Origin of the sequence: Antribacter gilvus, assembly GCF_003946865.1 — a bacterium.
GTDB classification, from domain to species: domain Bacteria; phylum Actinomycetota; class Actinomycetes; order Actinomycetales; family Cellulomonadaceae; genus Antribacter; species Antribacter gilvus.
This window is the reverse complement of sequence record NZ_QXTH01000002.1, coordinates 443,150-457,075: the sequence shown is the minus strand read 5'-3', so window position 1 is coordinate 457,075 and position 13,926 is coordinate 443,150. Positions and strand designations below refer to the sequence as shown.

Sequence of the window (13,926 nt, the reverse complement as noted above, 5' to 3'; positions counted from 1 at the left end):
TTGATGCTGGTGACAGCCATACGAAGATCATCACATCAGGAGAGGCTGAACACCATGACCGAGCATGCTGCACACCCGTCCCACCAGTCGCACGGCCACGACCACGACCAGCTGGGCTTCCTTCCCGCCATGGGCCACGACCAGCTTCTTCCGCTCTACGACCTGTTCACGCGGCTCGCGGGCGCCCGGGCCGTGTACCGCTACCTCGTGGACGCCGCGTCGATCGGCTGGGAGCAGGACGTCCTGGACGTCGGGTCCGGCACCGGGAGCGTCGCGCTCCTGGTGAAGAAGCTGTACCGGACGGCGAACGTCACGGGGCTCGACCCCGACCCGAAGGCGATCGCCCTCTCCGCCCGGAAGGCGCGCCGCCGCGGGCTGGCCGTGCGATGGGACCAGGGCTTCGCCGGCGAGCTGCCCTACCCCGACGCCAGCCAGGACCGCGTCCTGTCGTCGATGATGTTCCACCACCTCGACGAGGACGAGAAGGTCCCGGCCCTGCGCGAGGTGCGCCGCGTGCTCCGGCCGGGCGGGGAGCTCTACCTCATGGACTTCGTGGGTGGGTCCGGCCACTCCAGGGTCTCCGAGCGGGTCGTCGGCGCGGACGAGAAGATCCCTGAGGCGATGCGCGCGGCCGGGTTCGCCGACGTCGCCCGGATCGGCACGCGCCGTATGCACCTGGGGCTCGGCACCTGCGCGGTGTTCCGCGCACGATGACGCGCTGACCGGCGACCTCGTACCGCGGGAGTGCGACGTGGTCCGGCTCATCGGCGACGGGGCGACGAACGGCGAGAACGGGGCCTCGCTCTACCAGCGGCCCGGCCGGCCGCTACCCGCCCGCCGCCCGCCGCCGTGCGACGTCGAGCAGGGCCGTGACGCCGCGGGTCAGCGCCGCGAGGTCGTCGACGTCGAGCAGGGCGAAGACCTCGGGGTCGGTGTCGTCCTCGTACGCCACGAGGCGACGGATGGCTGCGGCCCCCTTGCCGGTGGTGCGCAGGCGGCGGACGCGGCCGTCGTGCGGGTCCGCGTGGCGTTCCGCCATGCCCGCCGCCACCAGGCGGTCCACGATCCCGGAGACGGTGGCGGCGGAGATCCCGAGCACCTCGGCGAGCCGCTGCGAGGTGGTCTCGCCGTCCACCTGGACGATCGCGAGGGCGCGCAGCTGCTGCACGGTGAGCTCGGTCTCGAGCAGAGGCCGCAGCCGCGTCTCGAAGAAGAGGTCGCCGAGCTCTCGCTGCGCTGCGGTCAGCTCCTCGACGAGCTGGTCGCGCCTGGGGTCGGTCATCCGGCGACTTTAACGGGAACCCCGTGGGGATGCTTCGCGTTAGGCTAACTATCGCGCCGAGGACGTCGCGCCCGGCACCCCCTACCTGGAGGAACTGTGTTCCGTCTTGCCCGGATATCGCTCGCGAACCGCGCGGTGGTCGCGCTCGCGACGATCGCGATCGCCGTCTTCGGCGTCCTCAGCATGGGATCCCTGAAGCAGGAGCTCATCCCGTCCCTGTCGCTGCCCACCGCCGCCGTGGTGGCGGTCTACCCCGGCGCGGCCCCGGAGATCGTCGCGGACCAGGTGTCCGAGCCGGTCGAGAACGCCGTCAAGGCGGTCGACGGTGTCACGGGCGTGAGCTCGACGGCGTCCACGAGCATGTCGGTCACGACCGTCGAGCTCGACTTCGGCACCGACCTCGACGACGCCTCCCAGGCGCTCGAGAGCGCCGCCCGGGACGCCGCGGGTCTCCCCGAGGGCGTCGAGCCGCAGGTCATCGCCGGCTCCATCGACGACTTCCCGGTGGTCCAGCTCGCGGTCTCCGCCGACGGCGCCACCGACGAGGAGCTCGCGGAGATCGTCACCTCGACGATCGTCCCCGCGTTCGAGCAGGTCGACGACGTGCGCAGCGTCGAGGTGACGGGCATCGCCGAGCAGCAGGTCGTGATCGACCTGGACGAGGCGGAGCTCGCGGCCTCCGGCATGTCCGCCGCCCAGCTGACGTCCTTGCTGCAGAGCAACGGCCTCATCATCCCGGCCGGCACCGTCACCTCCGGCGAGCAGACGCTCAGCGTCCAGGTCGGCTCGCGGGTCTCGTCGGTCGAGGACCTCGCGGCGCTGCCGCTCGTCGCCGCGCCGTCGGCCGCCGCTGCCCCGGCGGCTCCCGCGCCCGCCGGCGATCCCGCCGCAGCCGGCCCCGCGCCTGGGGCGACCGGCGTGCCCGCGGCGAGCCCCGCCGTCGTCCACCTGGGCGACGTCGCGACCGTGACCGCCGCGCCGGTGCCCGCCACCTCGTACTCGCGGCTCGACGGCGAGGCGTCGCTCGCCGTGTCCATCACGAAGACCCCGCAGGGCAACACCGTGGACGTGTCGCACGGCGTGCAGGGCGCGCTCGACGACCTCGCCGACGACCTCGACGCACAGGACGTGAACGTCGGCGTCGTCTTCGACCAGGCGCCCTTCATCGAGGAGTCCATCGAAGGGCTGGCGACGGAGGGCGGTCTGGGACTGCTCTTCGCCGTCGTCGTGATCCTGCTGTTCCTGGCGTCGATGAGCTCCACGCTCGTGTCGGCGATCTCGATCCCGCTGTCGCTCGCGGTGACGTTCGGCGTCATGAACCTCACCGGCTACACGCTCAACATCCTCACGCTGGCGGCCATGACCATCGCCATCGGGCGCGTGGTGGACGACTCGATCGTGGTGATCGAGAACATCAAGCGACACCTGTCGTACGGCGAGGACAAGGTCGAGGCCATCGTCACCGCTGTGCGCGAGGTGGGCGGCGCCATCACGGCGTCGACCATCTGCACGGTCGCGGTGTTCGCGCCGATCGCCCTGGTGGGCGGCATGGTGGGCGAGCTCTTCCGCCCGTTCAGCGTGACCGTCGCGATCGCGATGCTCGCGTCCCTCGTGGTCGCGATCCTCGTGGTGCCGGTGCTGGCGTACTGGTTCCTGAAGTCGCCGGTCGTGGGCGCCGACGGCGGGCACGCCCTGCGCGAGGCCGCCGAGGCCAAGGAGCGCCGCGGCCTCTGGCAGCGTGCCTATGTGCCGTCGCTGAACGCGGCGCTCCGTCGTCCCGTGGTCGCGCTCGGCATCGCCGTGCTGGTGCTGGGCGGCACCCTCGCGCTGGTGCCGAGCATGAAGACCAACTTCATCGGCGACTCCGGCCAGGACACCGTCACCGTGACGCAGACCTTCGAGGCGGGCACGTCGCTCGCCGAGCAGGACGAGGCAGCGCGCGAGGTGGAGGACGTCCTCGACGGGATCGACGGCATCGGGTCCGTGCAGACCACCGTGGGCTCCGCGGGCGGCGCGGCCGCCGCGTTCGGCGGGGGCGGCGGTGCGCCGAGCGCGTCCTTCGCCATCACCCTGGACGAGGAGGCCGACGGCGTCGCCGCCCAGGACGAGATCCGTGCCGCGCTGGACGGCGCCGACCTGACCGGCGAGGTGGCCCTCGCCGGGGGTGGTAGCGGGTTCGGCAGCACCACCGTCGACCTGGTCGTCACCGCACCCGACACGGAGACGCTGACCGAGGCCGCCACCGCGGTCTATGACGCGGCCCTCCCGCTCTCCGAGGGCGACGACCCGATCGCCACCGAGGTCACGAACAACCTCGCCGCCCAGCAGACCACCGTGCAGGTCACGGTGGACCGCGACGCCGCCGCGGCGGTGGGCCTCACCGAGGTGGCCGTCTCCGGGACCGTCGCCTCGATCATGAGCCCGCAGCCGATCGGAACGGTCGACCTCGGCGACGGCCCGGTCGACGTCACGGTCGCCTCGCCCTCGCCCGCCACGGTGGACGAGCTCGAGGCGCTCGTGATCCCCACGGCCGCCGGGCTCGTCCCGCTCACGGACCTGGCGTCGGTCGAGGAGGTGGGCTCGCCGTCGTCGGTCACGCGCCTCGACGGCGAGCGGTCCGCGACCGTCGCCGTCACGCCCGCCGGGCAGGACCTGAGCATCGTCACGGCCGAGCTCACCGCCCTGGTGGACGAGCTCGACCTGCCCGCCGGGGCCCACGTCGAGCTCGGCGGCGTCGCGACCGACCAGGCCGACGCGTTCGCCGACCTGGGCCTGGCGCTCCTCGCCGCCATCGCGATCGTCTACCTCGTCATGGTGGCCACCTTCCGGTCGATCAGCCAGCCGCTGATCCTCCTGGTGTCCGTGCCGTTCGCGGCGACCGGTGCGCTCGTGGCGCTCCTCGTGACCGACACCCCGCTGGGGGTGCCGGCGCTGATCGGCGTGCTGATGCTCGTCGGCATCGTGGTGTCGAACGCGATCGTGCTCATCGACCTCGTCAACCAGTACCGGGCCGAGGGCCGGTCCATCGACGAGGCCGTCCGGGAGGGCGCCCGCCAGCGCCTGCGGCCGATCGTCATGACGGCCGCCGCGACGATCTTCGCGCTGGTGCCCATGGCTCTCGGGATCACGGGCGGCGGGGCGTTCATCTCGCAGCCTCTGGCCCTCGTGGTCATCGGCGGGCTCGTGTCGTCCACGCTGCTCACGCTGTACGTGGTGCCGGTGATCTACACGCTGGCGGAGCGGGGCGGCGAGCGGCGTCGCGACCGTCGCGCGGCGCGGACGGCGGCCCGCGCCGCCACGGTACCGGCCGCGGCGGAGGTGGCCCCGGCCGCCGTCTGACCCCACCCGTCTCACGGAACCGGGCGCAGGCCTCCGCCCTCAGCGCAGCTCCGCCGCCAGCCGGACCACCCGCTCGTGCACCTCGGCCATGCCGGGGTTGGCGCGGCGCGGGTCGTCCGGGTCCTCCCCGGCCAGGACCGCGTCGAGGTACCGCCGGTCGGCGTCGAGCCGCTCCGCCGGGCTGTACGACGGCGTCCCGTGGCCGGGTACCAGCACCACGGCGGCCCCGACGTAGGGCCGCAGCCGGTCGAGGGCCTCGACGTAGGCGGGCAGGTCGTCGGGGTCGAGGGGCAGCGGGAGCTCCTCGTCGCTGAGCATGTCCCCGGCGAGGAGGACCCGCGGTCCCGGCAGCCACAGCGCGCTGTGCCCCGGGGCGTGGCCGTCGTGCACCACGACCTCGGTCGCCGGCAGTGCTCCGGCGGGGTCCGGAAGTCCTGCCGACGGGGCCGGTACCTCGCTGACCTGCGCGAACAGGTCCAGGACCTCGTCCGGGTAGGGGCGCGCCACCGAGGGCTCGGACCCGGTCCGGCCGAGGAGGCTTTCCCTGAGCTCCTCGCCGTGCTCCCGGACCATCCGCACCGTCCCCGCCGACGCCCACCGCGGCACGTCCCCGTACCGCGGGTGCCAGAGCAGGTGGTCGTGGTGCGCGTGGGTCGAGAACCCGGCGGCGACGCGCACGCCGAGGCCGTCGACCTCGTCGGCGATCGCCTCGAGCTCGTCGGCGTCCCAGGACGGGTCGACGAGCAGCCCGGCGCGGTCGGGCCCGAGCGCGAGCGTCGTCGTCGTCGACATGCGACGGCTGGTGCGGACGAGGACGCCGTCGGCCACGGGGATGAAGGTCATGCCCGCACGGTAGACCGCGGGGGTCGGCACCACCCCTCGCCGAGACAGGTGTCAGTCCGCGACAGAGGCCCTCGGAAGGCCTGTCTCGACGGTCTGACACCTGTCTCGCGTGACGAAGGCCTATCTCGGCGGCAGGCGTGGGGCTGGCGGCCCGGTCACGCGTCCCGCCTCGTGGTCGTCACGGCCGCGGCCACGAGGAGCGCCACGGTGTAGCCGGCCAGCACCGAGTACCCCGTCCAGGGCTCGAGGAGCCCCTCCATCGTCTGGACGGCCATGACCTGCTCGCCCGCCACGCTGGGCAGGTACGCGTTGACGTCCACCGCCCAGTCCGCGCCGGACGCGCCCACGATGATCTGGAAGATGATCGGCAGCACGAAGAAGACCGCGACGAGCAGCCCGATCGACCCCGCGGTGTGCCGGAGCAGCGCGCCCACTGCGAGCGAGAACGCCGCCACGGTCACCAGGTAGAGCACGGCGCCGCCGAGCGACCGGAGGTGGTCGGGGTCGCCGAGGTCGACGGGGAACCCGATGTCGTCCAGCAGGGGTCGCACGGCCAGGTAGGCGAGCGTGACGCCGAGCGCGGACACCACAGCGGTGACGCCCACGAGCACCACGAGCTTGGCCCACAGCGCCGACAGCCGGCCCGGGACCGCCGCGTAGGTGGAGCGGATCATCCCGGTCGAGAACTCGCCGGTGATGACGAGCGCGCCGAGCACGGCGACGACGAGCTGCGCCATGCCGTACCCCAGGCTCACGATCGTGGGCCCCGTGACGCCCCCGGCCGCCATGCCCTGCCTCATGCCCTCCTGCGCCTCCGGGTCGGGCGGCGCCGCGTTGATCGCCACGGTGAAGAGCAGCGCAAACCCGACCATCAGCACCACGGTGGAGCCGAGCGTCCACCAGGTGGAGCGCAGCGTCCACAGCTTCACCCACTCCGACGCCACGACCCGCGGGAAGGTGACGTTCCGCGCCAGGGCGCCGCTCGCGGTGCCCGACGCCGTCCGCTCGCCCTGGGCGGGCACGGTCGCGCTCATCGGTGGTCTCCTTCGGTGTGGGTGCTGGTCGCGGGGGTCTCGGCGGGGGTCTCGGCGGGGTCATGGCCGGCGACGGCCGCGTCGGTGGTGGCACCGTCCGGGCCCACAGCCTCGGAGTGGTACTCGACGGAGTCCGCCGTCAGCGCCATGTAGGCCTCCTCCAGCGTGGAGGCGACGGGGGTGAGCTCGTGCAGCACGATGCGGGCGGCCGCGGCGAGCTCGCCGACGGAGGCAGCGTCCGGGCCGGTCACCGCGAGCAGGCCCGGCTCCACGGCGTCGACCGTCGCGCCGTCCTTGGTGAGCAGCTCGGCGAGGTCGGACGCCTGGGGCGACCGGACCCGCACGATGCGGCGGGACGAGCCGTCCACGACGTCCTGGACCGGCGCGTCGGCGAGGATGCGCCCACGCCCGATGACGATGACGTGGTCGGCGGTCAGCGCCACCTCGCTCATGAGGTGGGACGAGAGGAAGACCGTGCGGCCCTCCGACGCCAGGTACTTCGCCAGGTTGCGCACCCAGAGGACCCCCTCGGGGTCGAGGCCGTTGACCGGCTCGTCCAGGATCAGGGTCCTGGGATCGCCCAGGAGGGCGGCCGCGATGCCGAGCCGCTGGCCCATGCCGAGCGAGAACCCGCCCACGCGCTTGCGCGCCACGGTCTGCAGGCCCGTCAGGTCGATGACCTCGTCCACGCGGCGCTTGGGGATCCCGTGCGTCAGCGCCATGGCGTGCAGGTGGCTGTAGGCGGTGCGGCCGGTGTGCACGGCCTTCGCGTCGAGCAGCGCGCCCACCTCGGAGAGGGGGCTGCGGTGCTGCGCGTACGGCTTGCCGTTCACGCTCACCGTGCCGGTGGTGGGCCGGTCGAGGCCCACGATCATCCGCATCGTGGTGGACTTGCCCGCCCCGTTGGGGCCGAGGAATCCCGTCACGCGGCCAGGTTCGACCGTGAAGGAGACGCCGTCCACCGCGGTCTTCGGACCGTACCTCTTGCTCAGGTTGACGGCCTCGATCATGTCTTGGTCCCTTCCGACTGTGACATTGGTCCTGATACGTCCTCGTGGGAACTCCCGGGGGCTTGCTGGAGTTCCCTAAGATGGACCTCACGGACCAGGAGGAGCACGATGAGCAACCCCGTCTTTTCGAACAGCAGCATCTTCGGCGAGCCCAAGCGCACGGGCACGCAGCGCGGTAACACCGCGACCCAGAACCCTTACGGCACCCCGGCCTACGGGACGCCGCCGCAGAACCCCACGGGCCAGTACGGCGCCATGGACGCGGCACAGCTCGATGCGATGTACAGCGCGCCGGCCGCCACCACCGCCGACACGCGCCGCATGACGTACGACGACGTGATCATCAAGACGGGCGGACTGCTCGCCCTTCTCGTGGTGATCGCCGCGGCGACGTTCACGCTCGCACCGCAGCTGTGGATCATCGGCATGATCGGCGGGCTCGTGCTGGGCCTCGTCAACGCGTTCAAGAAGAACCCCAGCCCGTTCCTCATCATCGCCTACACGGTGTTCGAGGGCGTCTTCGTGGGCGGCATCTCGTTCGTGTACAACACGATCGCCGAGGGCGCGGTCACGCAGGCGGTGATCGGCACGGTCGTGACGTTCGCGGGCGCGCTGTTCCTGTTCCGCAGCGGCAAGGTGCGCGTGACGCCCAAGTTCACGCGCTGGCTCATGATCGCGCTGGTCGGCTACGCCGCCTTCGCGATGATCAACCTGGTCCTGACCTGGACCGGTGTGCTCGAGGGCTTCGGTATGCGCTCGGGTCCGCTCGGCATCATCATCGGCCTCGTCGCCATCGGCCTGGCGGCTGCCTCGCTGATCGTCGACTTCGACTCGATCCAGCGCGGCGTGCGCCAGGGCATCCCGGCCAAGTTCGCCTGGGCTGCCGCCTTCGGCCTGCTCGTCACGCTGATCTGGCTGTACCTCGAGTTCCTGCGCCTCATCGCGATCTTCTCGAGCTTCAGCAACGACTGACGCTCAGCACCGCCGACGGCCCGGTCACCTCCACGGAGGCGGCCGGGCCGTCGTCGTCCCACCGCTCGGACGGCCGGACTGTCCAGCATGCGGGATGATGAGGGCATGCGATATGCCGAGCACATCTCCGAGCTGGTGGGCGGTACCCCGCTCGTCCGGCTGAACACGGTTACGGAAGGCCTGTCGGCGACGATCCTCGCCAAGGTCGAGTACCTCAACCCCGGCGGTTCCGTGAAGGACCGCATCGCGCTCAAGATGATCGAGGCCGCCGAGGCGTCGGGCGAGCTGAAGCCCGGCGGCACCATCGTCGAGCCCACGAGCGGCAACACCGGCGTCGGCCTCGCCCTCGTGGCGCAGCGCAAGGGCTACGAGTGCGTCTTCGTCTGCCCCGACAAGGTGAGCCAGGACAAGCGGGACGTGCTCGCGGCGTACGGCGCGCGCGTCGTCGTCACCCCCACGGCCGTGCCGCCGGACCACCCGGACTCGTACTACTCGGTCTCCGACCGGCTCACCCGGGAGATCCCCGGCGCCTGGAAGCCGGACCAGTACTCCAACCCCAACGGCCCGGCCTCCCACTACGAGTCCACCGGCCCGGAGATCTGGGCCGACACGGACGGCAAGATCACCCACTTCGTGACCGGCGTGGGCACCGGCGGCACCATCACGGGCACCGGCCGCTACCTCCACGACGCGTCGGCCTCGAGGGCGGTGGCCGACGGCGGCCCCGTGCGCGTGGTCGGCGCCGACCCTGCGGGTTCGGTGTACTCGGGCGGCGACGGTCGCCCCTACCTGGTCGAGGGTGTCGGCGAGGACTTCTGGCCCGGCGCGTACGACCCGCAGGTCCCTGACGAGGTCATCGCCGTGTCGGACGCCGACTCGTTCGCGATGACGCGGCGGCTCGCCCGCGAGGAGGGCCTGCTCGTCGGTGGCTCGTGCGGCATGGCCGTCGTCGCCGCGCTGCGCCTGGCCCGGCGCCTGCAGGACGAGGACCCGGAGGCGGCGGCGAAGGCCATGATCGTCGTGCTGCTGCCCGACTCCGGGCGCGGCTACCTGTCCAAGATCTTCAACGACGCCTGGATGCGCTCGTACGGCTTCCTCGACGCGGAGATGGGCGCCACGGCGGGCGACGTCCTGAAGGCGAAGTCGGGCGGGATGCCGCAGCTGGTGCACACCCACCCGAGCGAGACCGTCCGCGACGCGATCGAGATCCTCCACGAGTACTCGGTGTCGCAGATGCCCGTCGTCGTCGCCGAGCCGCCGGTCAAGATCGGCGAGGTGGCGGGCGCCGTCACCGAGCGGGCGCTGCTCGACGCGGTGTTCTCCGGCAAGGCGGGCCTCGCCGACCGCGTGGGCGACCACATGGAGGACCGTTTCCCGCTCGTCGGGGCGGGTGAGGGCCTCGACGCCGTGCGCGCCGCCCTGCAGGGCTCGGACGCGGTGCTCGTGGTGGACGACGGCAACCCGGCGGGCGTGCTCACCCGCCATGACCTGCTGGGCTACCTGGCCCACTGATTCCTGTGCCGAGGGAGTGAGGTCGTCCGACGACCTCACTCCCTCGGCAGGGCTCAGGCGGCTTCCGGCGGGCCGAAGTAGTGGTCCACGTTGCCCTGCTCGGCGCGGATGACGTGCATCACCGCGTTGATGAGCGCGAGGTGCGTGAACGCCTGCGGGAAGTTGCCCAGGTGCCGGCCCGTGCGCGGGTCGATCTCCTCCGCGTACAGGTTGAGCGGGCTCGCGAACGACAGCAGCCGCTCGCACAGCACCCGCGCGCGCTCCAGCTCGCCGATCTCGACGAGGGCCGACACGAGCCAGAACGAGCAGATGGTGAACGTGCCCTCCTCGCCCGAGAGCCCGTCGTCCGTCTCCTCGACCCGGTAGCGCAGCACCAGGCCGTCGTCGGTCAGCTCGTCCGCGATCGCCTCCACGGTCGCGATCACGCGAGGGTCGTCCGCCGGGAGGAACCGCAGCAGCGGGACCAGCAGCAGGGAGGCGTCGAGCGCGGGCTCGCCGTAGCGCTGCGTGAACACCCCCCGGTCGTCCACGCCCTTGGCGCAGATGTCCCGGTGGATCTCGTCGGCGAGCTTCTGCCACTGCTCGGCGTAGTCCGGCTCGTCGTACATGCGGGCAAGTCGTGCGCCGCGGTCCATCGCCACCCAGCACATGAGCTTCGACGACGTGAAGTGCTGCGGCTCGCCGCGCACCTCCCAGATGCCGCGGTCCGGCTTGTGCCAGTGCTTCGCTGCCTCCTCGACCTGCCGCTTGAGGATGGGCCACAGCGACTCCGGAAGCTGCTCGCGCGAGCGGGTGTGCAGGTAGACCGAGTCGAGGACCGCGCCCCACACGTCGTGCTGGCGCTGCTGGTAGGCGGCGTTGCCCACGCGCACGGGCTGGGCGCCCTCGTAGCCGCTCAGGTGCGGCAGCTCGAACTCCTCGAGCGTCTCCTCGCCACCCACGCCGTACATGATCTGCAGGTCCTTGTTGTCCCGGCAGACGTCGTGGATGAACGAGAAGAAGTCGTTGGCCTCGCGGTCGAGGCCCAGCGTGTACAGGCCCCAGAGCGCGAACGTCGAGTCGCGGATCCACGCGTACCGGTAGTCCCAGTTGCGCTCGCCGCCCGGGGTCTCGGGCAGCGACGTGGTGGCCGCCGCGAGGAGCGCGCCCGAGGGCGCGTAGGTGAGGCCCTTGAGCGTCAACGCCGAGCGCTGCAGGTAGGCCCGCCACGGGTGGTCGGGGAACTTGCCCTGGGTGATCCAGTCGCGCCAGAACTGCTCGGTGCGCCACATGGCGTCGAGCGCCTCGGCCCACGACGCCGGGGCCGGCTGCGAGCCCCACGACATCGCGACGAAGTGCGTGTCGCCCTCCGTCATCCGGGTGCGCGCCTGGGCGCTGCGCCCCTCGATCCCGAACCGGAGGCTGGACTCCAGCCGCAGGTCGGGGTTCAGGCCGCCGCAGCGCGCCACGACCTCCGAGTAGCCCTCACCGTCGTACTCCCAGTACGCCTCGGCGCGGGCGTAGTCGGGCATCGGGGAGCACTTCACCTCGAGGTCCACCGTGCCGCTCACGCACTTCACGGTCCGCAGCAGGATGTGCTCGGCGTCGTCGTCCGTGGGCGTGCGACGGTGCGTGCCCGAGCGGGTCTCGACGTCGTGCCACGGCCCCATCACCATGGCGTCGCGGACCACGAGCCAGCCCGTCGGCGTCTGCCACGTGGTCTCGAGGATCAGGGTGCCGGGCACATAGCGGCGGGCCACGGGGACCCGGACGCCGTACGGCCCCACCCGGAAGGAACCCGCTCCCCGGTCGAGGATGCTGCTGAACACCGAGGGGGAGTCGGGCCGGGGCACGCACATCCACTCGACAGCACCGCTCGGGGCGATGAGCGCGTTGGTCTCGCAGTCGGAGAGGAAACCGTAGTCGGCGATGGAGGGGAACGCGCCGCGCCCGTCGTGCGTCCTCGGGGATGCGCCGTCGTCGGAGGGATGGCCCATGGTCGGGCCGAGCGGTCCGGGCGCTGGTGGAACGGGCTGTGCCGCGGGAGCGGCGGCGCTGCCGTCCACCGATTGGATCGATTCGGGCGTCATGAGGACAAGGGTTCCGCACGCCTGGCACGTTCAGCAACACACGGAAGGTGCAGAACTGACAGATTGGATGTGAGGTGTGTGTCGATCTCGGCGCGCGCCGTTCGACCTAGGGGTGAGAGGGTCCCGACGGACGGGCCCCACGACCGAAGGAGACGGACCGATGTCGAAGTACATGCTCATCATGCGCGGCAGCGAAGAGGGCTACGAGAAGTTCGAGGAGATGGACTTCACCGAGGTCATCGCCGCGATGGGCCGCTACAACGAGGAGATGGTCAACGCGGGCGTCCTCGTCGCCGGCGAGGGGCTGTCGGACGCGTCCGAGGGCGCCGTCGTCGACTTCTCCTCCGAGACCCCCGTCGTCACCGACGGGCCCTACGGCGAGGTCAAGGAGCTGTTCAACGGCTTCTGGATCGTCGACGTCGCCTCCAAGGAGGAAGCCGTCGAGTGGGCCAAGAAGGCGCCGCTGAGCGGTCCCGGCAACAAGATCGAGATCCGCCGGGTGAACGGCGTCGAGGACTTCCCCCAGGACAACGAGTGGATCCAGAAGGAGACGGCGTGGCGCAAGGAGCTCGGGACCGAGTGACGGGCGACGACGCCGGGCGGCGCACCGTCGAGGCCGTGTGGCGGATCGAGTCCGCCCGGATCGTCGGTGCGCTCGCCCGCTACACGCACGACTTCGCGCTCGCGGAGGACGTGGCGCAGGAGGCGCTCGCGGAGGCGCTCGTGGCGTGGCCGCGCGACGGGGTGCCCCGCAACCCGGCCGGCTGGCTGCTCGCCACCGGCCGGCGTCGGGCGATCGACGCCTTCCGGCGCCACACGGCCCTGGACGAGCGCTACGCGGCCTTCGCGCACGACCTGGACGAGGGGGAGGCGACGTCGGGTGCCCAGGGTGGGGCCCCGGCGTCGGGCAATCAGATCCCCGACCCGGAGCGGATCGACGACGACGTCCTCGCCCTCATGTTCGTGGCCTGCCACCCGGTGCTGTCGCGGGAGGCGCGCGTCGCGCTGACGCTGCGCGTGGTGGGCGGCCTCACCACCGAGGAGCTCGCGCGCGCGTTCCTCGTGCCGGTGCCGACGATGCAGGCGCGGATCACTCGCGCGAAGAAGACGCTCGCCGCCGCCAGGGTGCCGTTCGAGGTGCCCGAGCCCGGCGACCGCGCGGAGCGGCTCGGCTCGGTGCTGACCGTGCTGTACGTGATCTTCACCGAGGGCTCCACGGCCACGGCCGGCGACTCCTGGATGCGCGCGGACCTGGCGCGCGAGGCGATCCGCCTCACCCGTGTCCTGATGCGGCTCGCGCCCGAGCCCGAGGTCTACGGCCTGCTCGCGCTGCTCGAGCTCACGGCTGCACGTTTCCCCGCCCGTACGGGGCCCGACGGCGCGCCGGTGCTCCTCGCCGACCAGGACCGGCGGCGCTGGGACCGGGGCGCGATCCGGCGCGGCCGGGCTGCCCTGGCCCGGGCCGTGGCGCAGGGGCGGGGGCTCGGCGCGTACGGGCTGCAGGCGGCGATCGCGGAGTGCCACGCGGTGGCGCCGTCGGTGGACGAGACGGACTGGGAGCGGATCGTGGTGCTCTACGAGGCGCTCGGCCGCCTCGCGCCCTCGCCGGTCGTGGAGCTGAACCGGGCCGTGGCGGTGTCGATGGCGCAGGGCCCGGAGGCGGGTCTCGTGGCGGTGGAGCGACTCGCGGGCGGGGCCCTCGACGGGTCCTACCTGCTGCCGAGCGTGCGCGGCGAGCTGCTCGCCCGGCTCGGGCGCACTGCGGAGGCGCGGGGTGAGCTGCTCCGGGCCGCGGAGCTGTGCGGCAACGGTGCGGAGCGGGCGGTGCTGGAGGGCAAGGCGGCGGGACTGGTGTGAGGTACGGG

General features: G+C 72.2%; 11 protein-coding genes. 6 read left to right on the top strand and 5 right to left on the bottom strand.

Annotated features, from left to right (window positions below; all coding sequences use genetic code 11):
- Positions 1-54 precede the first annotated feature (54 nt).
- Complete coding sequence (locus D1350_RS05555) at positions 55-714, top strand: class I SAM-dependent methyltransferase (RefSeq protein ID WP_164545037.1); 660 nt, start codon at positions 55-57, stop codon at positions 712-714.
- 112 nt (positions 715-826) lie between these two features.
- Here the strand turns inward: D1350_RS05555 and D1350_RS05550 are convergent, their stop codons facing one another.
- Entirely contained in the window at positions 827-1,282 is a 456-nt protein-coding gene (locus tag D1350_RS05550; protein WP_125774659.1) for a MarR family winged helix-turn-helix transcriptional regulator, read from the bottom strand.
- 96 nt (positions 1,283-1,378) lie between these two features.
- On the opposite strand from D1350_RS05550, the gene D1350_RS05545 reads away from it, so the two are divergent.
- Complete coding sequence (locus D1350_RS05545; protein ID WP_125774657.1) at positions 1,379-4,621, top strand: efflux RND transporter permease subunit; 3,243 nt, start codon at positions 1,379-1,381, stop codon at positions 4,619-4,621.
- A gap of 39 nt (positions 4,622-4,660) precedes the next feature.
- Here the strand turns inward: D1350_RS05545 and D1350_RS05540 are convergent, their stop codons facing one another.
- The 3 genes from D1350_RS05540 to D1350_RS05530 all read right to left on the bottom strand — a co-directional run bounded on the left by D1350_RS05540 (position 4,661) and on the right by D1350_RS05530 (position 7,508).
- Positions 4,661-5,464, bottom strand: a complete 804-nt coding sequence (locus D1350_RS05540) for an MBL fold metallo-hydrolase (RefSeq protein ID WP_125774655.1) — start codon at positions 5,462-5,464, stop codon at positions 4,661-4,663.
- Between the two features lie 155 nt (positions 5,465-5,619).
- Positions 5,620-6,498 (bottom strand): ABC transporter permease, encoded by an 879-nt coding sequence (locus D1350_RS05535; protein WP_125774653.1) that lies wholly within the window; start codon positions 6,496-6,498, stop codon positions 5,620-5,622.
- On the bottom strand, positions 6,495-7,508 hold the full coding sequence (locus D1350_RS05530; RefSeq protein ID WP_125774651.1) for an ABC transporter ATP-binding protein: 1,014 nt from the start codon (positions 7,506-7,508) through the stop codon (positions 6,495-6,497). Before D1350_RS05530 ends, D1350_RS05535 begins: the two co-directional genes overlap by 4 nt.
- A 108-nt stretch (positions 7,509-7,616) precedes the next feature.
- On the opposite strand from D1350_RS05530, the gene D1350_RS05525 reads away from it, so the two are divergent.
- Both D1350_RS05525 and D1350_RS05520 read left to right on the top strand, forming a co-directional pair.
- A complete protein-coding gene (locus D1350_RS05525) occupies positions 7,617-8,480 on the top strand; it encodes a Bax inhibitor-1/YccA family protein (RefSeq protein ID WP_125774649.1) in 864 nt (287 codons plus the stop codon).
- Positions 8,481-8,585: 105 nt separating this feature from the next.
- Positions 8,586-9,992 (top strand): cystathionine beta-synthase, encoded by a 1,407-nt coding sequence (locus tag D1350_RS05520; RefSeq protein WP_125774647.1) that lies wholly within the window; start codon positions 8,586-8,588, stop codon positions 9,990-9,992.
- A 53-nt stretch (positions 9,993-10,045) separates the two neighbouring features.
- On the opposite strand, the gene D1350_RS05515 is transcribed toward D1350_RS05520, so the two are convergent.
- Positions 10,046-12,061: a glycoside hydrolase family 15 protein gene (locus D1350_RS05515; RefSeq protein ID WP_164545036.1), complete on the bottom strand. Its 2,016-nt coding sequence runs from the start codon at positions 12,059-12,061 to the stop codon at positions 10,046-10,048.
- 160 nt (positions 12,062-12,221) lie between these two features.
- On the opposite strand from D1350_RS05515, the gene D1350_RS05510 reads away from it, so the two are divergent.
- The gene (locus D1350_RS05510; RefSeq protein WP_125774645.1) at positions 12,222-12,644 is read left to right on the top strand and encodes a YciI family protein; all 423 of its coding nucleotides are present in this window, start codon (positions 12,222-12,224) and stop codon (positions 12,642-12,644) included.
- Positions 12,641-13,918, top strand: coding sequence for an RNA polymerase sigma factor (locus D1350_RS05505; RefSeq protein WP_206074426.1), 1,278 nt, complete (start codon positions 12,641-12,643; stop codon positions 13,916-13,918). Before D1350_RS05510 ends, D1350_RS05505 begins: the two co-directional genes overlap by 4 nt.
- The last annotated feature ends 8 nt before the right edge of the window (positions 13,919-13,926 follow it).